Raw genomic sequence first — 21,730 nt, forward strand, 5'->3', positions numbered from 1 at the left:
ACTCGCGCGCGGGGAAAGCCGGACTCGCGGGGCTAAGGGAGGGGGGCGGGGAGACCGCGTTTGGTGGCCATGACGTGTTCGATGAGGGTGACCAGGACCTGCTTGGTCGACTCCTTCTCGCGCGCGTCGCACAGCAGGACCGGGATCGCCGGGTCGAGTTCCAGCGCGTCCCGGATCTCTTCCGTGCCGTAGCGGTAGGCGCGGTCGAAGCAGTTCACGCCGACCACGAACGGCAGGCCGCGCCGCTCGAAGAAGTCGATGGCGGGGAAGCAGCTTTCCAGCCGTCGCGTGTCGGCGAGGACCACCGCGCCGAGCGCGCCGAGCGCGAGTTCGTCCCACATGAACCAGAACCGGTCCTGCCCCGGCGTGCCGAACAGGTACAGGATCAGCTCGGGGTTGACCGTGATGCGCCCGAAGTCGAGCGCGACGGTCGTGGTGGTCTTGCGCTCCACGCCGGTCAGGTCGTCCACGCCCGCGGACACGGCGGTGAGCGCTTCCTCGGTGTGCAGCGGGGGAACCTCGCTGACCGAGCCGACCATCGTCGTCTTCCCGACCCCGAACCCGCCCGCGATGAGCAGCTTCAGCGTCATCGCGTTGAGGTTGCGCCGGTACCGCGGCACGCCGCCGCCAGGGTTCGAGAGCTGTCCTCGAACGGGGGAGTCCACTTTCGTTGCCGCCCTATCAGAGTCTGCGGATGCCATCGAGCACCGCCTGGAGGATGCGTTCGTCGGGGGCCGCGGTCATCGGGTTCGCGCTGCGGAAGATGACGTGGTTCTGCTCGATCAGGTCGGCCAGTAGCACCTTCACCACCGGCAGCGGCAGCTCGAGGTACGCGGCGACCTCGGCCACCGACAGCGGCTGCTGCAGCAGGCGCACGACGCGGGCGTACTCCTGCGGCAGCATGGCCGCCTCCATGATCGTGGTCACCGCGACCACGAGGGTGAGCAGATCGAGGCCGACCGTGCCCGTGCGGGTGCGCCCGCCGGTGACGGTGTAGGGCCGGGCCAGCGGGCCGGCGTCGTCGTCGAACCAGGCCTCTTCCTCGGCCGTCATGGCACCGCGCACCCGGCCATCATGCGTAGCCGCCGGCGTGCTCGACGCGCGGCGCCGTGCTGAGCATCGTGCCGACCCGCTTGATCATCATGTTCATCGCGTACGCGACCAGCCCCATGTCGGCATCGTCGCTGGTGAGCAGCGCGAGGCAGGCACCGTACCCGGCGGCGGTGACGAAGAGGAACGCGTGGTCCATCTCCACCACCGTCTGGCGCACCTGCCCGCCGCCGAAATGGCGGCCGGTGCCCTTCGCCAGGCTCTGGAACGCCGAGGCGACGGCCGAGAGGTGTTCGCCGTCCTCCTCGGTCAGGTTGGTGGACCGGCCGATGAGCAGCCCGTCGGCCGACAGCACGACCGCGCGGTCCGCGCCGGCCACCTGCTGCAGCAGATCGTCGAGCAACCAGTCCAGCTCGTTCATCCCCGGATTGGTCATCGGTGCTCTCCAAAGAAGTCGGTGGCGGCGGGATCCTGGCTGCGGGCACGCCGGGTTCCCTGCTGGAACGCGGCGAGGCGGGTACGGGCTTGGTCCGGGTCGTCCCTGGGCTCCATCGTCGTTTCGGGGAAAGGTGTTTCGTCCGTCCGCAGCTGGGGCGCCAGGTTCTGCTGGCGCCGCCGCCGTGGCAGCTGGGGCCGGTCGGGCGACAGCGGGCCCTGCGGCTGCGGGGACCGGGTGTCGGCCGGCGGGCGGTTCTGGCGTGGTGGCTGCTGCGGGCGGCTCGGGGCCGGTGCCGGTGGCTGCTCGCGCGCGGGGCGGAACAGGTCGACGCGCGTGCCGGCCTCGGCGGGGGCGAGCGTGCCGTTGTGCCCCGGGATGTCCTCCGGCGGCGGCACCGGCTGCGGTTGCCGGGCCGGGAGGCTCGGGTGGTTCGCCGCGGCCTGCTGCGCCGGAACTCCGACCGGCTGGGCGGCGGGCGCCGGCTCCTCGGCCACCGGCACCGGGGTCAGCAGATCCGAGCGGACGAGCACGATCGCGCGCGTGCCGCCGTAGGCCGAATGCCGCAGGGTGACCGAGATACCGTGCCGTGAAGCCAGCCGCGCGACCACGAACAGGCCCAGTCGCGGCTCGTGGGAGAGCGCCATCACGCTGAAGTCCGGCGGGTCGGCGAGCATCGCGTTGAGCTCTTCGACCTGCTCCGGCTCCATCCCGACGCCCTGGTCCTCGATCTCCAGCACGACGCCGCGGCCGACCACGTCGCCCCAGACCTCGACCCGTGACTGCGGCGGCGAGAACGACGTCGCGTTGTCGATCAGTTCGGCGAGCAGGTGGATCAGGTCGGCGACCACGGGGCCGTTCACCGCGAGCCCCGGCATCCGGCCGACGTTGACCCGCGTGTAGTCCTCGGTCTCGGCGGTCGCGCCGCGGATGAGATCGGCCAGCGCCACCGGGTTGCGCCACTGCCGACCGGGCCGCTCGCCGCCGAGGATGATCAGGTTCTCCGCGTTGCGGCGGGCCCGGGTGGACAGGTGGTCGAGTTTGAACAGCAGGTCGAGCTGGTCGGGGTCCTCCTGTTTGCGCTCGGCCTCGTCGAGCGCCTGGAGCTGGCGGTGCACCAGGACCTGGCTGCGGTGGGCGATGTTGAGGAACACCTTGGACGTGCCCTCGCGGGTCTTCGCCTCGTCCACCGCGGCCGCGACGGCGGTCTGCTGCGCCTTGTTGAACGCGTCGGCGACCTGCCCGATCTCGTCGCTTCCGTGGTCCAGCAAGGACATCTCGCGGTCGAGGTCGACGTCCTGGCCGCTGCGCACCCGGCCGACCAGATCGGGCAACCGCTTGTCGGCCATCTCCAGGGTCTCCTCGCGCAGGCGGCCGAGCCGGCGCACGAGCCTGCTCGACATACGCCACGCGAAGACCGTCACGAGGACGGCCAGCACGATCGCCGCCGCCCCGGCCGCGATCGCGGTCATCAGGTTCCGGTTGCCGGTGTCGATCTCGATATTGGTCGCGTTGGTGCTCTGCTGGATGTAGAGGTTCATCAGCGCGCCGGCGACCTGCGTCGCGCTCGCCTGCCACTGCTGCGGGGTGACGCCCGGCGGGAGCGCGCGGTGGTTCCCGTTCAGCACCGACCGTTCCACGCTCGTGACGGTCGTCCAGGCCGGGCTCGCCTTGAGCGCGTTGTACTGCTGCGCGACGGCGGGGATCATCTCGGGCACCGCGTTGTCGAACCCGGCGTGATAGGCGCCGACCACGCCGGTGAACGCGGAGTACTCGTCGTCGTTCAGCCCGCCCTGGCTGAACCCGCCCGAGGCGAGGGCGACGCTGCGCGCCATCTGGTCCGCCGCGACGAACAGCGGCATCGCGGTCACGCGCAGGTACGCGGTCTGCGCGTCCGGCGTTCCTTCGGCGACGCCCAGCAGGCCTTCGGTGTACTCGTCGAGGATGCGGTTGTAGAACGTGTATGCGTCCAGCAACGAGACCTGGCCGGCATCGACCTTGGCGCGGAAGTCCGGCAGCTGCGCGAAGTTCGCGGCGGTGCGGTCGATACTCGCCTGCACGCGGGCCGGCGCCTGGCTGTAGAGTCCCGCCAGGTTCTGGGCCTGGCCCGCGCCGGTGGCGTCGGTCTTCGCGCGTGTCTGGTCGAGTTGCGCCGTTACGGATCCGTGTGTCGCCAGATCGGTGAGCGTGAGCTGGCGCTCCTGCTGCACCGAGGCGAAGAACTGCACGGCGATGGGGGCGGAGTCGTGCACCTTCGTGATGAACTCGCGCGCCGCGATCGCCGTGTACAGCAGATAGCCTGCCAGCGCCACACCCGCCAGCAGCAGCGCGATACTGGGCACGAAGGCGATCGAGAGCACCCTCGTCCGGATCGACGCACGTCGGTTATGTGTCCCGGGATTCTTCTTCAAGGCTCCTGCAGGGCCTTCCCACACTCGTCAGTAGCTGGCCAGGGCCCCCGCGCCCAGGTACATGGCGCAGGTTAATCGTGCTGGCAACTGTGAGTCAACTTCATGTTTTTGTTAACTCCAAGGTGGGTCTTGACACGCGATGGCGAACATTTTCCAACCACTCACGGTAGAGAATTTCTGCTGCCCCAAGGGGAATCGGCTCACGACCGTCCGCGCACCCAGAGCGAGGCCAGCGAATAGCACAGAACGTGCAGCGCGAGCCGCCGCGCCGGGTCGTCGAGCACCAGGCCCAGTTCCTTCGCCCGCGCGACTCGCGAGAGCACGGTGTTGCGGTGCACGCCGAGCCGCGCGGACGCCTGGCTGAGGGATCCACCACAGTCGAGGACCGCGAGCACGGTATCGACCAGGGCCGTGCGGTCACGTGCCTCCATCAGATCGGCCAGGCACAGGTCGGCGACCTCGGCGATCTGCGCGCGCGGCAGCCAGGCCAGCACCGCGCGGGCCCCGACCTGGTCGAACCACTGCACCGAACCGGGGCCGCCGTCGCGGGCCACGTGCGCGGCCAGCCGGGCTTCGGTGACCGAGCGCATGAGACCGGGGACACCATCGTGCAAGCCGCCGACGCCGAGGACGAGCGCGTGGCTTTCGGCCGCGCCGGCGACCGAGCCGATCGCCCGGCGCATCCCGGACGCGGTGTCGTCGGCGCTGTCCTCGCCGTCCGCGAGGTTCTGCCACGAGATCCAGCCGTCGGAGTCGGCGACCAGCGGCCAGTCCGGCCGGTGCTGCTGCCAGGCGGCGCGGATCAATTGCGTGAGCTCCTCGGCCGGCGCGCCCCGCAGCGGCGAGATCCACACCGCGCGGTTGCGGCCCTCCACCCGCCAGCCCAGTTCACCCGTCCACGCCGGGACCTCGATTTCGGTCGCCTGCCGGGTGTCGGCGGGCTCGGTGACGAGGCGGCGCAGCAATCCGAAGGCCGCTTGTTCCTGTGCCGCCTGTGCGGAGCTGTTCATCCGGGTCTGCGCCCACACCGCCAGCAACGGCAGGCGCGCAAGCCGCAGCACCGATTCGACATGCCCGGCCGCGGCGGCGCTCTTCGCGGGGATCGCGGCGACCAGTTCGGCCCACGGGCGCCCGGCGGCGGTGATGTCGACGCGCACGGTGGTGCCGACCGGTTTGCCCGCGGCGCCGGCCGCGCGCCCGGCCGTGACGGCGCCGCCGGTCGTGAGCGCGACCGGGATCGGGGAGAGTTCGCTGTTCAGCACACCCAGCACGCCGCGGATGCTCGACTGCTCGGCGAGCCGCTCCGCGCACAGCGCGACCCGCAGCGCGCGGGCCGCTTGCGGCGCGCTGACCTGCCCGGCGAGGGTGAGCGCGACGTCGACCGGTTCGTCTTCGATGACCAGCAGAGCGATCCCCAGCCGTTCGGCGAGCACGGCACTCGACGGGTTCATCGCGTGGGCGGGCACCGCGACGGCCGACACGTTGCGTTCCCACCCGGCGTGCAGTGCCGCGGCGAGCGCCCAGCCGCCGGTCGCGGCCTCGTCGTGCAGGACCACCAGGGAATGCGGGGCGGCCCGGTGCAGCCGGTCGAAGGTTTCGGCGAGCACGACCTGATGCACGTGCCGCGCCGGATCGGGCAGGTGCACGGCTTCCGCGCGGGACAGCGGTTCGACGCGCAGCAGTTCGGCGAGATCCAGCGGGGCCAGTGGCGCTCTGGTCATCGGCGCCTCGGGTGGTCCAGCGGGATGCCGTGGGAGGCGGGGCCGACCATAGCCAGCCCTTCGGCCGAGTACCAGACCGCGTCCGCGGGCATGACCAGGACGTCCACCAGGTCGCCCGGCTCCAGGCTGTCCAGTGTGGACAGTTCGCCGCGCAGGACGTCCACGAGGCAGATCAGATCGGGCGCCGCCGCGGCGAGCGCGCCGTCGGCGAACGCCGCGACGATCTCGCTGCGCAGCTCGAGCCGCAGCAGCCGGCCCTGCCCGCCGAGCTCGTCGATCACCACACTGGAGGGGTGCGCCGGGATCGTGACGTCGGCGGGGCGGCTCAGATGCTCCAGTTCGACGATGCGGCCGCGGCCGATCCGGCGGCAGCCGGTCACCGCGGCGAGCCGGGCCACCAGTACGTCGGGGTCGCTGCAGGCCAGCAGGAGGCGGCCGACGTTGATCAGCCGGGACACGGTGCCGGTGAGCGCGGCGCGGCGCAGCTGCCCCGCGGTCGCCGGGTAGGCGGCCAGCGCGGCCCACCCGCCGACGACGTCCACATTGGACCGTAGCAGCGCGTCCGCGCGGGCGGGCCTCGGCGCGGTGATCGCGACGTTCTCCCCGGTGACGCCGCGGATCACCAGCGGGGTGGGCGAGACGCCGCCCAGATGCATCGCGGTGTGGTGGATGAGCGCGAACGTCCGGCCCATCCCGTCGGCGTCCAGCAGTGGCACGTCGAGCTGCGCGGCGGCGGCCAGCGGCGCGAGCGCGCTGACCGTCGCCGCGGCGATCGGGTACACGGCGTCGAACCGGCGCCGGGTCAGGCGTTCCAGCTCGCGCACGGCTAGCGCGAACTCGTCGCCCGAGGGCGGCAGATCGGCCAGCGCGGCCCCGGAACCGATCACGCAGATCGCGGCGCAGCGGGTCTCCGGCGCGACCGAGTCCGGGCGCACGAGGGTGACCGGGCCGTTGCGGTCGAGGAGGCTCGCGGTCCACGACAGCAGCGTGGTCTTGTCCGGCGCGACGGCGGGTGAGTAGAACTTGGCGCCCTCGTACAGCGCGGGCACGTCCTCCGCGCTGATCGTGGTGGCGGCGCCGACGTACCGGGTGCTCATGGCTCTGGCGCTCCCGCCACGCGCACCCGCACCCGCACGGTGCCGGACGGGCTGTACGGCACCGCCACGGTCGACACCTCGACGGCGTCGGCCCGGCCCGGGGTGGCGCCGTTGGCCGTCGCGATCGCGGTCGCCCGCGCTTGCGCGTCGCGGCGGATCCGGTCGAGCTCGTCGGTCGATTCGATGAACGCGATCTCGTCGAGCCACGCGGTCGGGCGGCTCACAGCGGCGCCGACGCAGGTCAGCTCACCCGCGTCCTGGTCGGCCTTCACGAACGCGATGTCGCTCGCGCGGGAGGCGTCGGCGCGGGTCAGCACGGCGGTCGGGGTGACCAGCGCGCTGCCGAGCTCGCTCACCATCTGCGGCCGGACGGCGGCGAGGCCGCGGCGAACGTCGCCGACCACCGGCCGCGGGCCGTCCAGCAGCACGCGGCAGTCGGGCGTGCCAGCGAGATGGGCCGCGCCCTGCAGCCGGAGTGCCTCGGCCGCGCCGATCCCGAGCACCGGCAGCGCGCGGAGCCGCTCGGGGCTGACCCAGCCGCCGTCGCCGCGCGCGAGGCGGAACGGGATGCCCCGCGCGCCGCGCCGGCACGCGTCGAGGATCCGGCCGGCGGCACCGGTGAGCGCCGCGTTGAGCACGACGGTCGCCTCGCGCGCGGCGAGCCCGTGCCCGCCGAACTCGTAGGCGGCGGAGATCCGCGCGTCCGGCATCGCCGCCTGCAGGCTGTCCGCGACCTCGCGTTCGTGCCGCGGCTGGGCGGGCGAACCCGAAGCGACGACGGCGATGTCGCGGGCCGGGCCCTGCTGGATCTCCCGGCAGACCGCGCGCAGTGCGCCGCGGTCGATCGGGCGCAGTTCGCGGCCGAACAGGTCATGCCCGCCCGGCACGGTGTGGCGGTGCGCGATGAGCCGTTCGACGACCTCGTCCGGATGCCGCGCCAGCGCCGGGTCGGTGGCGGCGCGCGGCACGACGCGGATCATCACCACGGGCGAGAGCCGTTCGTGGTGACGCAGCACGTGATCGGCCAGCAGTTCGCTCAGATCGACCACGATGCCGCTCGGGGGTTCCGGGCAGGCGCGCACGATCTCGGTGATGAGCTTCGCCGGATCGGTCCCGGTCACCGTGGCGCGCACGGCGCGGCCGGAGACGGCCACCGCGCACGACCGTCCCGGACCGAGGCTGACGCCCACCCGCATCTGCACAATCTAGCGTCGCGAAGCGTCTCCATGGGGGGGTGGTGGTCGGGCGAGGGGCTGGCGCTACCTGGACTTTTTCCGCAGGTACCGGTCGACGGTGACGGCGAGCAGGATCAGGCAGCCCTGCACGACCTGCTGGTAGGTGGTGTCCCAGCCGAGCAGGTTGAAGCCGTTGCCGATGAGGGTGAGCAGCAGCGCGCCGACCACCCCGCGCCAGATCGCGCCCTCGCCGCCGAGGATGCTGGTGCCCCCGATGACCGCGGCCGCGATCGCGGACAGCTCCATCCCGGTAGCCATGCTCGACTGCGCCGAACCCGCGCGCGAGGCGAGGATCAGCCCGGCGAGCGCGGAGCAGATCCCGCTCACCACGTAGGCCGCGATCCGGACCTGGCCGACGCGGATGCCGGACAGCCGCGCCGCTTCGGCGTTGCCGCCCACGGCGTAGACGCGGCGGCCGAACGTGGTGGCCGAGACGAGTACCCAGATCGCGCCGACCACGACGAGGAACACGATCGTCGCCGAGGTCAGCCCGCCGATGGAAGGCCAGGTGAGCATGGCGAAATCCTCTTGGCTACCGGCCAGCGGGTAGACGATGGATCCGGCGGTGACGATCACGGCGAGCCCGCGGTAGACGATGCTGGTGGCGAGCGTCGCGATGAACGAATGCACCCCGCTGCGGACCACGACCGTGCCGGTGACCAGCCCGAGCAGCGCGCCCGCGACGACCGCCGCGGCGAACCCGGCGAGCACCCCGAACTGGCGCCCGGCCTGCACCCCGATGATCGCCGACACGGCCAGCGAAGCGCTCGCGGTCAGGTCGAAGACCCCGCTCATGATGCAGATGGTCGCGCCCGCGGCCAGCAGCCCCACGACCGAGCACTGGTCGAGCAGGTTGATCATGTTCGAGGTGCTCAGGAACGTGCTGGTGGACAGCGAAAGCGCCAGCACGATCGCGAGCAGCGCGACCACGATCCCGTAGTCGCGCACCCGCCCGCCCCGGCGCGCGGCCTTGGTCGCGGCGGTGGTGCTCGCCGTGTCGGTTGCGGTGTCGACGGTCATGCCGATTCCCCTTCCTGCCCGAAGGCCACCGCGATGACGTCCTCGCGTGGTGCGCCCCGGGTGAACTGGCCGGCGATCCGGCCGTGCCGCAGTACCAGCACCCGGTGGGCGAGCCCGAGCACCTCTTCGATCTCCGAGGACACCACGACCACCGCGATGCCCTGTGCGGCCAGTTCGACGATCAGCTGGTGGATCTGGGTCTTGGCGGCGACGTCGACGCCGCGCGTGGGTTCATCGATCAGCAGCACGCGCGGTCCGCGCAGCAACCACTTGGCGAACAACGCTTTCTGCTGGTTGCCGCCGGAGAGGGTTTCGATCGCGGCGTCGGGCTTCGCGGCGCGGATGTCCACCGACGCCGAAACCCGCCCGACCGCCGAGCGCTCGCCGCGGCGCCGGACGAACGGCCCGAACCGCCGAACGCCCAGGGAAGCGAGCGCCACGTTCTCGCGCACCGAGCGGGCCATGACCAGGCCCTGGTCCTTGCGGGACTCTGGCACCATCGCGATCCCCGCACCCATCGCGCGCCGCGGGGTCGGTCTCGTCAGCGCCTTCCCGTCGACCTCGACGACGCCCGCGGTGGCCCGGTCGGCGCCGAACAGCAGCCGCAGGGTTTCGGTGCGGCCGCTGCCGACGAGCCCGGCGATGCCGAGGATCTCCCCGGCCCGCACGGTCAGGTCGATGCCCTCGACCATGCCGCGGCCCAGGCCCTTCGCGGCCAGGCGCACGGGCGCGCCGGCGGGCAGCGGCGGGGGATCGGGGTGCGGTACGTCGAGCTGCCGCCCGACCATGTGCCGGACGAGCGTGCCGGGGGTGTGCTTCGCCGCTTCCTCGCTGATCACCAGGTCCCCGTCGCGCAGCACGGTGACCCGGTCGGCGACGCCGAGCACCTCGTCGAGGAAGTGCGAAACGAGGATGACGGTGGTGCCACCGGCCGCGAGCCGCCGGATCAGCTCCAGCAGGTTCTCCTTCTCGCGCTCGGTCAGCACCGCCGTCGGCTCGTCCATGGCCAGCACCCGCGCGCCGCGCGCCAGTGAGCGAAGGATCTCGACCTGCTGCTGGACCCCGATCGGCAGTTCGGCCACGCGGGCCTGCGGATCGACCACGAACCCCGTGGTGGCAAGGAGTCCGCCGAACGCCCGGCGGTCGCCGCGGCGGCGCGCGAACCCCGCCCGGTTCGACCACCGGCCGAGGAACACGTTCTCCAGCACGGTCCTGGCCGGCACCAGCGCGCCCTCCTGCGAGATGAGGCTGATGCCGTGCCGGATCGCGTCCCGCGGGTTGTGGATCGTGGCCGGGACGCCGTCGAAGCTGACCGTGCCCGCGTCGGCCCGGACGGCGCCGCCGAGGATCTTCAGCAGCGTGCTCTTGCCGGCGCCGTTTTCCCCGACGAGGCTGTGGATCTCACCGGGGGCGATGTCCAGGTCGATGTCGCGGAGGACCGAAACCCCGCTGTAGCTCTTTCCGGCTCCGCGCACGGAGATCGCGGGCGCCCGCATCAGTCGGAGTAGTCCGCGGTCTGCCCGGCGAGGGTCTCCTTCGTGCCGAGCGCCTTGTACGGGGTCAGCGTGCGCGCGTCGGTCGCGACCGGCACCTGCTGGCCGCGCGCCTTGGCCAGCCCCAGTTCGGCCGCCTTCGCGCCCTCCGTCTTCTCGGGGATGACGTACACGCCGTACCAGGAACCGGTCTTGACGCCGTCGAAGGCCTGGGTCGAACCGCCGTTGCCGACGAACTTGATGTTCTTGCCCGCCGCCAGCGGCGCCGCGCCCTCGATCGCCTGCGACGAGCCGATCACGACGTTGACGTCGGGGTGGGCCTGCAGCACGTTCTGGAACGCCGCCCGCCCGGAGTCCGGCGTGTAGCCGCCGACCACGCTCGCCACGACGTCGGCGCCACCGGCCTTGAGCGCGTCCACGGTGGCGTTGGTGCGGGCGGTGTCGAGCGGGTAGTTCGCGAAGCCCTGCAGGTAGGCCACCTTGCACGGGGTCGCCGCGGCCTCCTTGCACGCGCCGAGGCCCAGGGTGGCCAGGCCCTGGCCGTTGAGCGTGGGCGCGTCCACGATGCTGACCGTGCCGGGCACCTGCGGGCCGGTCGTCGAGTAGTCACCGCCGACCGGGGTGAACTCGATGACCACGGTGATCCCGGCCGCGACGGCCTGCTTGACCGCGTTCACGATCGCGGTCCCGTCATTGGCCTGCACGATCACCACGTCGTAGCGCTTGGACGTGACGGCGTCCTGCAGCTGGTTGACCTGGGTGGGGCCGTCGAAGTTCGAATCCAGGAAGGTCGCGGTCGCGTTGTGCGCCTTCGCGTACTCCTGGATCCCGGCCCACGTCGCCTGCGCGAAGGAGTTGGCCTTCGCGAAGCCGAGGAAGCCGATCGACAGGGTCTTGTCCGCGGGCGCCGCCGAAGTGGGTGCCGCGGCCTGGGTGCTGGGGCGGCTGCACGCGGCCAGCGACACCGTCAGTGCCGCCGCGCCCGCGAGTGCCGCGAGTCGAAGCGAGGTTTTCATCGAGCCCTCCTCCGCCTTTCTCCAGTGGTCGAGGTGGGGGAATGCTGACTGTGCGGCAGATCGCGCGGATGTGCTCGCAGCACAGCGCGGGCGCCGGCGGCTGTGCACCGTCACACGGCCGTGTCCTCGGCGAAACCCTGATACTGCGCCGCATGACACAGACCAGCAGGCTGGCGATCGACGTCGGCGGGACGTTCACCGACGTCGTCCAGCTGCGGCCCGCCACCGGCGAGCTGCGCTTCGACAAGGTCGCGACGACGCCCGATTCGCCCACCGCCGGGGTGCTCGACGCGTTCGCCGTGACCGGTACCGGATTCGGCGAGATCGCGATGTTCACGCACGGCACGACGCTGGGTCTCAACGCGCTGCTGACCCGCACCGGCGCCCGCACCGCGGTGATCGGCACCCGCGGGTTCCGCGACGTGTACCTGCTCGGCCGCACCGACCGCCGCACGAACTACGACATCACCTACCGCCCGCCGGAGCCGCTGCTCGAACGCTACGACACCTTCGAGGTGACCGAGCGCAGCCTGTTCGACGGCAGCGTGCACACGCCGTTCGACGTCGAGGACGCGCGGCGGGTGGCTCGCGTCGTCGCTTCGCGGGGCTACGAGTCGGTCGCGGTCGCGTTCCTGCACGCCTATGCCAACCCGGCGCACGAGCGGGCGATGCGCGAGGTACTCGGCCAGGTCGCGCCCGGGGTGGCGGTGACGTGCTCGCACGAGCTGTCCCGCGAGTATCGCGAGTACGAGCGCACCAGCACGGCGGTGCTCGACGCGTACGTGAAGCCGATCGTGCGCCGCTACCTGGAGGATCTCGACGGCGAGCTGATCGCTCGCGGGTTCGGCGGGCGGTTCCTGATGACCCGCTCGGGCGGCGGCGCGATGACCGTCGGCACCGCGCGGGAGCAGCCGGTGAGCCTCATCCTGTCGGGACCGGCGGGCGGGGTGATCGGCGCGGCGGCGTTCGCGGAGATGGTCGGCGAGCCGAATCTGATCACGATCGACATGGGCGGCACGAGCCTCGACGCCTCGCTGATCCTCGACGGCGAACCGGTGCTGTACCAGGGTGCCGAGTTCGAGGGGCTGCCGATCAACACGCCCTCGCTCTACATCCACACGATCGGCGCGGGCGGAGGGTCCGTCGCGTATCTCGACGAGGCCGGTGCGCTGCAGGTCGGGCCGCAGAGCGCGGGCGCCGCCCCGGGCCCGGCGTCCTACGGCCGCGGCGGCACCGCGCCCACGTTCACCGACGCCGCGCTCGCGATCGGCTATCTCGGCACCGACACGCCGCTCGGCGGGAAGCTGGTACTGGATCGCGTGCTCGCGGAGAAAGCGCTTTCACCGATCGCGCGGCGGCTCGGGATGAGCGTGCCCGCGCTCGCCCGCGGCATCGTGCGCATCTCCAGCACGAAGATCATGGGCGCGGTCCGGGCGATCACGGTCGAGGTCGGCCGTGACCCGAAGGACTTCGCGCTGCTGTCCTTCGGCGGCGGGGGCGGGCTGGTGGCCGTGGACGTGGCCGCCGAGCTGGGTATCCCGACCGTGATCGTGCCGCCCGGACAGGGCGCGTTCTCCGCGTTCGGCATGCTCATGGCCGACGTGCAGCACGACTACTCCCGCACGCTCGTCTCGCCGCTGGCGGACCTCGACGCGGCTGAGGTCGAGGCTGCCTACCGGGAGATGGCGCGGGAGGCGGCGAAAACCCTTGCCGCGGAAGGCTTCGCGGCGACGATGAGCCGCAGCCTGGACGTCCGGTACGCCGGGCAGGAGCATTCGGTGACCGTCCCGTTCGCGGATCTGGCCGGCGTGCGGGAGCAGTTCGCACGCTTGCACGAGCGGCAGTACGGGCACACCATGAGCGACCCCGTCGAGGTCACCACCCTCCGGCTGCGCGCCACCGGCGCGGTGGACAAGCCCCGGCTGCCGCTGCTGGACGCGCGGGCTTCGGGCGCGCCGGAACCGGACGGCACCCGCGAGGTGTTCGGTGCCGGGCGCCCGTATTCGCTCCACACCAGGGAAAACCTGCTCGCCGGGGACGAGATCGACGGACCCGCCGTTATCGCTGAGCACACCGCCACCACCGTCATCCACGCCGGCCACCACCTGCGGGTGGGCCCGTACGGCGAACTCGTCATCGGAGTGTCATGAACGACTCCATCACCACCGAAATCATCCGGCACGGGCTGCTCGCCGCCGCCGAAGAGATGGCGCGGAACCTGTGCCGCACCGCTTACAACACGGTCGTCTACGAGATCCACGACTACGGCATCGGCATCCACGACGCGCGCGGGGACGTGGTCGCCGACGCGCCGGGGATCGCGATCTTCACGCGTGGCAACGACGCCGGCATCAAGGAGGCGGTGAAGTTCCTCGGCGCGGACGCGATGCGGCCCGGGGACGTGTTCGTGCTGAACTACCCGTACTGGTCGTCCGCGCACACCCTCGACCCGCTCGTGTTCGCGCCGGTCCACGACGGCGGCGGGCTCATCGGGTTCGCCTCATGCCGCATCCACGTGCTCGACCTCAAGCAGAAGGATCCGGGTTACGTCCTCGATTCCACCGACATGTACCAGGAGGGCCTGTTCTTCCCGGCGACCCGGCTGTATCGCGAAGGCGTGCAGAACGACGACATCTTCAACATCATCCGTTTCAACAGCCGCCTGCCCGAACGCACGATCGGTGATCTGCAGGCCCAGGTCTCGGCCTGCGTCACGGGCGTCCGGCGTACGCGGGAGATCGCCGCGAAGTACGGCGCGGGCACGCTCGTCGCAGCGATGGACGCGATCAACGACCACGGCGAGCGGCTGGCCCGGCTCGCGCTCGCGAAGCTGCCCAACGGCACCTGGACCGCCGAAGACTTCGTCGACTCCGACGGGGTGGACCTGGACCGGATGATCAAGCTGCGCGCCACCGTCACCGTCACCCAGGACGAGCTGCTGATCGACTGGACCGGCAGCGAGCACGGTGTCCGCGGCCCGGTCAACCTGCCGCTCGGTCAGACCGAAGCGTTGTGCAGCCTGGTGTTCAAGGCGCTCACCACCCCAGGCACCTCGGTGGTGGCTGGGAACTTCCGGCCGCTGCGGGTGGTGACCGAACCGGGTTCGGTGATGCACGCGGTGCCGCCGATGCCGACGTTCACGCTGTGGACCGGGCTGCTCGCTGGCGAGGTGGTGCTGAAAGCGCTTTCGCAGGGCATGCCCGACCGGGTACCGGCGTGTTCGGGCGGGGACGTCTGCTCGATGATGGGCCTGGGCGTCAACCCGCGCACGGGCGAGGCCTGGCTCGAGGCGACGAACGAGGCCGTCGGCTTCGGCGGGCACGCGGGCGGCGACGGCGCGGACGGGATCATGCACCTGTCGGAACCGGGCTGCCGCAACAATCCGGTCGAGGTGCTGGAGACCAAGTCGCCGATGTTCATCGAGTCCTACGGCTACCGGCTCGACACCGGGGGCGCGGGGCGGCACCGCGGCGGCGTCGGGGTCAGCCGGGTGTACCGGTTCACCGCGCCCTCGACCGGGATCTGCCTGGTGTACAAGACGAAAACGAAGCCGTGGCCGATCGGCGGCGGGCGCCCGGGGGAGAACAACCGCATCGTGCTCAACCCGGGTACCGCGCGCGAGATCGTGCAGGGCGGCAGCTACAACCGCCTCGAAGCCGGTGAGGTGCTGGTCAACGACACCGGGGGAGGTGGCGGGTACGGCGATCCCTTCGAGCGGGAACCCGCGCGGGTCGCCCGCGACGTGCGTAACGGGTTCGTCTCGCCCGAGGCGGCCGCCCGCGAGTACGGCGTGCTCGTCGACCCGGCTACCTTCGAGGTGGATATCGAGGAAACGGCGAGGCTGAGGAGCGTGGCGTGAGCCTTTCGATCATCAACGGCACCGTGTTCGACGGCGTGTCCGAGGAGCTGATCGAGGAATCCGTGCACATCGAGGACGGCCGGATCGCGCGGATCGGCGGCCCCTTCGAGGCGGACCGGGTGCTCGACGCGCGCGGCAAGACCGTCCTGCCCGGACTCATCGACGCGCATTTCCACGCCTACGGCATCGCCCTCGACCTGGTGGAGATCGAGTCACGGTCGCCGAGCTACCTCGCCTACTCGGGCGCGCGCCGGCTGAAAAGGGCTCTGGAGCGGGGTTTCACCACCGTGCGGGACGTGGCCGGCGGCGACCCCGGTATCACGCGCGCGCTCGCCGAGGGGCTCATCGCCGGGCCCCGCTACCTCTACACCGGGCCCGCGCTCAGCCAGACCGGCGGGCACGGCGACCCGCGGGGCACCGACAGCGATTTCTGCGGCTGCCACGAGTTCCTGAACGAGGTCGTCGACGGTGCCGACGCGCTGCGGCAGGCGGTGCGTGACCGGTTCCGCCGCGGCGCGCACGCTATCAAGATCATGGCTTCGGGTGGGGTCGTCTCGCTGACCGACCCGATCCGCGTCCCGCAGTACTCACCCGAAGAAGTCCGTGCGGTGACGGAAGAAGCGAAGCGGCGCGGCAGCTACGTGGCGGCGCACGCTTACTCGCCGGAGGCGATCCGGCATGCGGTCGAGAACGGCGTGCGCTCGGTGGAACACGGCAACCTGCTCGACGCCGAGACGGCGAAGCTGATGGCCGAGCACGACGCCTTCCTCGTGCCGACGCTGGCCGCCTACGACGCGATGGACCGGCGCGGCGCGGAGCTGGGCATGGCGGCGGTGTCGCAGGAGAAGAACCGCGAGGTGCTGGCGTCCGGGCAGAAGGCCGTCGAGGTGGCGCGCGCGGCCGGGGTGCGGATCGGGTTCGGCACCGATCTGATGGGCGTGCTGGAGGACGAGCAGTTGACCGGCCTGCGCCTGCAGGTCGAGGTGGAGGGGCCGCTGCGGGTCCTGCGAGCGGCCACCTCGGTCAACGCCGAGCTGCTGCGGCGCCCGGACCTCGGCCGGGTCGCCGCCGGCTGTGCCGGGGACCTGCTGCTCGTCGACGGCGATCCGTTCGCGGATCCGGCGGTGCTGTGGTCCGGCGAGCGCACGGTCGTGCGAGCCGGGCAGGTTGTATAACGACCTATACGGCGAGTTGTTCGGCGAGGTCGAGGAAATCGGTGGCGTAGAACTCGGCATCGACGTCGGCGGCCCGGTCTCCGGCGCGGTCCGGGCCCTTCTCCCTCGGGCGTGCCACGAACGCCGTCCGCAGGCCCGCGGCGGCGGCGCCGGCGAGGTCCCAGCCGTGCGCGGCGACCATCAGCACCTCGTCCGGCTCGACATCGAGCAGGCTCGCCGCCGTGCGGTAGACGCGCGCGTCGGGTTTGTACGTGCGGGCCAGTTCCGCCGACAGGATGCAATCGAACGGCAGGTTCGCGGCCTTGACCAGGTTGGTCATCAGCGCGAACCCGCCGTTCGACAGGGCGGCGACGGTGTGGCGCTCGCGCAGGCGGCGAAGGCCTTCGACGGTGTCTTCCCAGGCGGGCAACCGATGCCACGCCTGGACGAGCCGCTGCCGGGTCGCCTCGTTGGCGTCGATCCCGTGCTGTCGCAGCAGATCGTCGAGCGATTCGCGGTGCAGCGTGTCGAGGTACACCCAGTCCCGCTCGCCGCCGGTGACCCGCGCCATGGAAGGCAGGTACCGGTCGCGCCATTCGTTCGCGAAGGTGCCCGCGTCGAGCAGGTCGCCGAGGATCTCGGCGACCTGCCGGGCGACCCCGGTGTACCAGTCGACGGTGGTGCCGAAGATGTCGAAAGTCAGTACGCGTAGCTGGCTCATGCGTGCCAGTGTGGATCACATCGCGTTGACCGTCACCGTCAGGACTTCCGGATCGCCCGCGAACACCGAGCCGCTGAAGTCCTGGCCGGGGATGATCGCCTCCGCTGTGGTCCAGACAACCGACCATCGTAGGTTATCTGGACCATTTCTAGATCATGCCTTCGCGCAGGGCGTAGGCGACGGCGTGGGTGCGGTTGCGCAGGCCCAGCCGGGAGAGCAGGTTGTGCAGGATGTTTTTCACCGTGCGCTCGGAGTAGGTCATCTCCGCGGCGATCTCGGCGGTGTCCATCCCGTCGGCGAGCAGCCGCAGCACCTCCGCCTCGCGCCGGGAAAGCCCGCTCAACGTCAGCTCCCGCGGGGCCAGCACGTCCTGGTGCAGCCGCGACAGCCCGCGCAGCAACGGCCCGAGCTGTTCGGGGGGCAGGTCACCGCGGCCGGCGTGCGCGTCGGCGATCGCCTGCAGCAGCCGCGCGGTGGTCGCCTCGGCGCGGGGCACGAGGACGGCCAGCCCGTGCTCGACGGCGCTCCACAGCTCGGCGGTGCCCGCCTGGTCGGCCACCAGCACGAGCTTCGCGCCCGCGGCGATCGACAGCTGCTCCCGCAGGTCCCGTGCCGGGTCCGCGACGGCGACCACGACCTCGGGCCGGACCTCCCCGCGCGGGTCGATCACCTGCACCCCGGGCTTGTCCCGCAGCTCGGCCAGGATGCCCGTGCGGACGAACCGGTCGGTCGCGAGCACCGCGACCTTGACGGCGGGCCGCGGTGCCGAGACGGCGTGCAGCTGGGGCCTGCCGCCTTCCCCGGCCCACGCGATACGCGATGACATAGGGCCCAGCAAACCCGATGTCCCGCGCGCTGAGTAGGCGGAACCACCGGCAGCTTTACCGGCCGGTCAATCCTGCCGGTTGAATGGGGGGCGGTGAATCGAGCGAATGGTGATCAAACGGATCAGGAAGCCTCGGCGTTCGGCCGCCTGCTGCTGCGGCACCGGCGGGCCGCGCGGCTGACCCAGGCGCAGCTGGCGGCGGCCTCCGGGGTGAGCGTGCGCGCCGTGCGCGACCTCGAGCGCGGACGTGCGCAGGCCGCGCAGCAGCGGTCCGCCGCCGCGCTCGCCGACGCGATGGGCCTGGCCCGGGAAGACCGGGCGGAGTTCCTCGCCGCGGCCCGCGACGGCCGCCGCCGCGTGCCGAAGGCCGACGACGACCTGTCGTGCCGGCTGCCCCCGGCGGTGCCGGACCTGCTGGGCCGCGACACGGAACTGGAACGGCTGTGCAAGGCCGCGGCCGCCGAATCGCCGAGCGGGGTGGTGCTGTCGATCATCGGCCATCCCGGGGTCGGCAAGACGGCGCTCGCCGTCGCGGCGGCGCACGCGCTCGCCGATCGGTACCCCGACGGGTGTTTCGCCCTCGACCTGCGCGGGATGGACGAGCAGCCGGTCGGCTCGCGCGCCGCACTCGAACAGCTCCTGCGCGCACTCGGGGTTCCGGCGCAGCAGATCCCGCCCGCGGGCGTCGAACAGCAGCACCTGTTCCGCTCGCTGCTCGTCGGGCGGCGGGTGCTCCTGCTGCTGGACAACGCGGCCGACGAGGCCCAGGTCCGGCCGCTGCTCGCGGCGAGCCCCGGCTGCCTCACGCTCATCACGTGCCGTCGCGCGCTCGCGGGACTGGAAACCGGCCAGTGGGTGTGGCTGGAACCGCTCGATTCCGCGGGCGCGACCGGGCTGCTGGCCACGATCGCCGGCGCCGGCCGGGTCGGGGCCGAGCCCGAGGCCGCGGCCGAACTGGTGGCGCTGTGCGGGTACCTGCCGCTGGCGGTCCGCATCGCCGGTAACCGTCTCGCCACGCGCCCGGGCTGGTCCATCGCGTACCTGGTGAGTCAGCTGCGCGACGTCAGCACACGCCTGGGCTCGCTGGCCGCGGGCGACCTGCAGGTGCGCTCGGCGTTCGAGCTGTCCTACCGCCGGCTCTCCCCGTCCGCGCGCCGCGTGTTCCGCCGCCTCGCCGCGATTCCCGGTGCCGATTTCGCCGCCGGGCTCGCCGCCGTCGCCACCGCGGTGAGCGAGGCGGAAGTCCAGCCTTACCTGGAGGAGCTCGCCGACGCGAACCTCGTGCAGGTCGCGACCTCACCCGGCCGGTACCGGTTCCACGACCTGATCCGGATCTTCGCGGCGGAGCGGCTGGACGCGGAGGAGCAGCCGCGGGATTCGGGCAGGCTGGCGGACGCGACCCGGCGGCACCTGCTCGGTACCGCCTCGGCCGCCGCGCGCGCGTTCGCCCCGGACGTGCGCGATCCCCGGCCGTTCGCCTCCCGCCGCGACGCCGCGGCCTGGCTCGACGCCGAGGCGACGAACTGGCTGGCCGCGCACCGGGCCGCCGCGGCGGCCGGCCACCACCGCGAGGTGCTCGAACTGGCGCGGGCGATGCACTGGTACTCCGGCGGGCGCACGCAGCACCGGCCGTGGTTCGAGATCTTCAGCCTCGGCGTCACCGCCGCGCGGGCACTGGGCAGCCGGCGGGACGAGGCCGCGATGCTCGACTTCGCCGGCTGGGCGCGCTACTTCTGCCTTGCCGACAACGAAGGGGGGCTCGCCGCGCACTCCGAGGCGTTGCGGATCGCGACGGAGACGGGGGACCGGCGCGAACAGGCCTGGGCGCAGGCGTATCTCGCCTCGGTGCTGATGCGGCTCGGCCGGCTCGACGACGCGCTCGGCCACGCGCGCGGCGCGGTGGAACTCGCGCGAGAGCTGGAGTTCTGGCTCGGCCAGGGCACCATCCGCAACACGCTGGGCGCGATCCTGCGGACGCTCGGGCGCGTCGACGAGGCGCTCGCGGTGCACTGGGCCGTGCTCTCCGACGTCGAGGCCCGCTACGGCGAGGCGAATCCCGAGGCGCGCCGGTTGTTCCGGGCATCGACGCTGCTCGACATCGGGCTGGACCTCAACGACGCCGATCGCTGGCCGCGCGCGGCGAACACCTTCCGCGAGGCGCGTGCGCTGTTCCGGCAGGGCGGGTTCCGGCTCGAGGAGGCGCACGCCGCCCTCAACGAGGGCCGTGCCCGGCGCGAAGTCGGCCAGCACGCGTTCGCCGGGGTGTGCCTCCAGCTCGCGCTCACGGCGTTCACCGGGGTGCCGCTGCGTTGGCCCCGGGCCCGCACCCTCGCGGAGCTGAGCACACTGCGGCTGGCCACTGGTGACCTCGAGGCCGCCGGCGACTACCGGCGGCAGGCGCTCGCGCTGTGCGACGAGCTGGGCACCGGGGAGGCGAGGGCACTGGCCGCCGGGCTCGCCCGCGACCGGTCCACAGTGGACGGTTGACGGTCAGGCCACGTCGTGTACGGTCCGCCGCGCCTCGTACCACGTGGTGCCGGCGGGCTTGCCCTCGAGGTTCCAGGTCCACGAGATCGTCGGGGTGATCCGGAGGTAGAAGCCGGGTCCGACGAGCCCGGTCCGTTCGACGGGGCCGTCCGCCACGCCGTAGACCCGGATGCTGCGGGAGATGAACGGGTCGAGCGACACGAGGTCGTCGACGGTCAGGGAGACCCTGTGGTTGCCCGCGGCGACGTTGCGGAACTTCCGGGTGCCCAGCACGGCCGCACCCGTGCCGCCGACCCAGATGAACGTGCCGTCGAACTCGAACGCGAGCGGGACCACGTCCGGCTGCCCGTCGGGGCCGACGGTCGCGACACGCGCCAGGGGCTGCGATCGGAGATAGGCGATCTCCTCCTCGGTGAAGGACATGCCGTCACGCTAACGTCACGCGCGGACCGGCAGCGTGATCACCGCCCCCGGCGCGGCCGATTCGATATCGGAGGCGACCGCTTCCAGCAGTTCCTCGGTCAGATCGCTGCACGCGCGGGCGATCGCCAGCTCCGCCGCGATATCGGGCAGGTGCACCCCGCGGGCCCCGCCCCGGACAAGCCCGATGCCGTGGAAGACCGCGCCGTTGCCCGCCACCAGCCGGACCTGGGCTCGGGTGGTGCCGGTGTGCTCGTCGAGCGCGACTTCCATGGTCCATTTCGCCGGTCGTGACATAACACTCCTATCCGTCACTCCCAGCCTGAACACCCGCCGTTGCCCGGCGTAGAGTCGAAGGGCCCTAGTTGGGTAGTCCAGAGCGGATCAGCCGCTGTCCTGCTTCTTCTCGTGGAGCTTCGCGGCGAGGACGGCCGCCTGGGTGCGGCGTTCGAGGCCGAGTTTGGTCAGCAGGCGGGAGACGTAGTTCTTGACGGTCTTCTCGGCGAGGAACATCCGCTGGGCGATCTGCCGGTTCGTCAGGCCCTCGCCGATCAGGTCCAGCAGGGTCTGCTCGCGTTCGCTCAGCCCGGCCAGCGGGCCCGCGTCGGTCGCGTCGGCCCGGAGTTTCGCCATCAGCGTGGCGGCGGCCCGATTGTCGAGCAGGGAGCGCCCGGAGCCCACCTCGCGGACAGCGGAAACGAGCTGGAGGCCCTGGATGTCCTTGATGACGTAGCCGCCGGCGCCGGCGAGGATGGCGTTGAGCATGGCCTCCTCGTCGGTGTAG

Annotated in this window: 19 protein-coding genes; 4 read left to right on the forward strand and 15 right to left on the reverse strand. The window is 72.0% G+C overall.

Annotation, left to right across the window (positions count from 1 at the left end; all coding sequences use genetic code 11):
* Nucleotides 1-32: 32 nt before the first annotated feature.
* The 10 genes from FG385_RS15410 to FG385_RS15455 all read right to left on the reverse strand — a co-directional run bounded on the left by FG385_RS15410 (nt 33) and on the right by FG385_RS15455 (nt 11,479).
* Nucleotides 33-590: a GTP-binding protein gene (locus tag FG385_RS15410; RefSeq protein ID WP_200834472.1), complete on the reverse strand. Its 558-nt coding sequence runs from the start codon at nt 588-590 to the stop codon at nt 33-35.
* 91 nt (nt 591-681) lie between these two features.
* Complete coding sequence (locus FG385_RS15415) at nt 682-1,053, reverse strand: DUF742 domain-containing protein (RefSeq protein ID WP_139097405.1); 372 nt, start codon at nt 1,051-1,053, stop codon at nt 682-684.
* 19 nt (nt 1,054-1,072) lie between these two features.
* The gene (locus tag FG385_RS15420; RefSeq protein WP_139097406.1) at nt 1,073-1,486 is read right to left on the reverse strand and encodes a roadblock/LC7 domain-containing protein; all 414 of its coding nucleotides are present in this window, start codon (nt 1,484-1,486) and stop codon (nt 1,073-1,075) included.
* A complete protein-coding gene (locus FG385_RS15425) occupies nt 1,483-3,846 on the reverse strand; it encodes a sensor histidine kinase (RefSeq protein ID WP_139097407.1) in 2,364 nt (787 codons plus the stop codon). Before FG385_RS15425 ends, FG385_RS15420 begins: the two co-directional genes overlap by 4 nt.
* A gap of 251 nt (nt 3,847-4,097) precedes the next feature.
* The gene (locus FG385_RS15430; protein WP_139097408.1) at nt 4,098-5,618 is read right to left on the reverse strand and encodes a PucR family transcriptional regulator; all 1,521 of its coding nucleotides are present in this window, start codon (nt 5,616-5,618) and stop codon (nt 4,098-4,100) included.
* On the reverse strand, nt 5,615-6,715 hold the full coding sequence (locus tag FG385_RS15435) for an S-methyl thiohydantoin desulfurase domain-containing protein (RefSeq protein WP_139097409.1): 1,101 nt from the start codon (nt 6,713-6,715) through the stop codon (nt 5,615-5,617). Before FG385_RS15435 ends, FG385_RS15430 begins: the two co-directional genes overlap by 4 nt.
* Nucleotides 6,712-7,911, reverse strand: a complete 1,200-nt coding sequence (locus tag FG385_RS15440; protein ID WP_139097410.1) for a hydantoinase/oxoprolinase N-terminal domain-containing protein — start codon at nt 7,909-7,911, stop codon at nt 6,712-6,714. The genes FG385_RS15435 and FG385_RS15440 overlap by 4 nt, the downstream gene beginning before the upstream one ends.
* A 63-nt stretch (nt 7,912-7,974) precedes the next feature.
* Nucleotides 7,975-8,970, reverse strand: a complete 996-nt coding sequence (locus FG385_RS15445) for an ABC transporter permease (RefSeq protein WP_139097411.1) — start codon at nt 8,968-8,970, stop codon at nt 7,975-7,977.
* A complete protein-coding gene (locus tag FG385_RS15450; RefSeq protein ID WP_139097412.1) occupies nt 8,967-10,466 on the reverse strand; it encodes a sugar ABC transporter ATP-binding protein in 1,500 nt (499 codons plus the stop codon). Before FG385_RS15450 ends, FG385_RS15445 begins: the two co-directional genes overlap by 4 nt.
* A complete protein-coding gene (locus tag FG385_RS15455; protein ID WP_139097413.1) occupies nt 10,466-11,479 on the reverse strand; it encodes a sugar ABC transporter substrate-binding protein in 1,014 nt (337 codons plus the stop codon). Before FG385_RS15455 ends, FG385_RS15450 begins: the two co-directional genes overlap by 1 nt.
* 41 nt (nt 11,480-11,520) lie before the next feature.
* Between FG385_RS15455 and FG385_RS15460 the strand changes: the two genes are divergently transcribed.
* Genes FG385_RS15460 through FG385_RS15470 form a run of 3 tightly spaced genes read left to right on the forward strand, consistent with a single transcriptional unit; the run spans nt 11,521 to nt 16,513 of the window.
* Nucleotides 11,521-13,629, forward strand: coding sequence for a hydantoinase/oxoprolinase family protein (locus tag FG385_RS15460; RefSeq protein ID WP_200834473.1), 2,109 nt, complete (start codon nt 11,521-11,523; stop codon nt 13,627-13,629).
* Complete coding sequence (locus tag FG385_RS15465) at nt 13,626-15,338, forward strand: hydantoinase B/oxoprolinase family protein (protein ID WP_139097414.1); 1,713 nt, start codon at nt 13,626-13,628, stop codon at nt 15,336-15,338. The genes FG385_RS15460 and FG385_RS15465 overlap by 4 nt, the downstream gene beginning before the upstream one ends.
* Complete coding sequence (locus tag FG385_RS15470; protein ID WP_139097415.1) at nt 15,335-16,513, forward strand: metal-dependent hydrolase family protein; 1,179 nt, start codon at nt 15,335-15,337, stop codon at nt 16,511-16,513. The genes FG385_RS15465 and FG385_RS15470 overlap by 4 nt, the downstream gene beginning before the upstream one ends.
* Before the next feature lie 4 nt (nt 16,514-16,517).
* Here FG385_RS15470 and FG385_RS15475 read toward each other — a convergent pair whose 3' ends face one another.
* Nucleotides 16,518-17,213: a haloacid dehalogenase type II gene (locus tag FG385_RS15475; RefSeq protein WP_139097416.1), complete on the reverse strand. Its 696-nt coding sequence runs from the start codon at nt 17,211-17,213 to the stop codon at nt 16,518-16,520.
* 148 nt (nt 17,214-17,361) lie between these two features.
* Nucleotides 17,362-18,039: a helix-turn-helix transcriptional regulator gene (locus FG385_RS15480; protein ID WP_139097417.1), complete on the reverse strand. Its 678-nt coding sequence runs from the start codon at nt 18,037-18,039 to the stop codon at nt 17,362-17,364.
* 93 nt (nt 18,040-18,132) lie between these two features.
* Here FG385_RS15480 and FG385_RS15485 point away from each other — a divergent pair, with 93 nt between their 5' ends.
* Nucleotides 18,133-20,526: a tetratricopeptide repeat protein gene (locus FG385_RS15485; RefSeq protein ID WP_139097418.1), complete on the forward strand. Its 2,394-nt coding sequence runs from the start codon at nt 18,133-18,135 to the stop codon at nt 20,524-20,526.
* A gap of 3 nt (nt 20,527-20,529) precedes the next feature.
* Here FG385_RS15485 and FG385_RS15490 read toward each other — a convergent pair whose 3' ends face one another.
* The 3 genes from FG385_RS15490 to FG385_RS15500 form a co-directional block, all read right to left on the reverse strand.
* The gene (locus tag FG385_RS15490) at nt 20,530-20,949 is read right to left on the reverse strand and encodes a PPOX class F420-dependent oxidoreductase (protein ID WP_139097419.1); all 420 of its coding nucleotides are present in this window, start codon (nt 20,947-20,949) and stop codon (nt 20,530-20,532) included.
* 15 nt (nt 20,950-20,964) lie between these two features.
* Entirely contained in the window at nt 20,965-21,243 is a 279-nt protein-coding gene (locus tag FG385_RS15495) for a dsRBD fold-containing protein (RefSeq protein ID WP_139097420.1), read from the reverse strand.
* A gap of 87 nt (nt 21,244-21,330) precedes the next feature.
* A partial coding sequence (locus tag FG385_RS15500; RefSeq protein ID WP_139097421.1) for a LuxR C-terminal-related transcriptional regulator occupies nt 21,331-21,730 on the reverse strand: 400 nt, incomplete at its 5' end.

Origin of the sequence: Amycolatopsis alkalitolerans, from assembly GCF_006152065.1 — a bacterium.
Classification (GTDB): domain Bacteria; phylum Actinomycetota; class Actinomycetes; order Mycobacteriales; family Pseudonocardiaceae; genus Amycolatopsis_E; species Amycolatopsis_E alkalitolerans.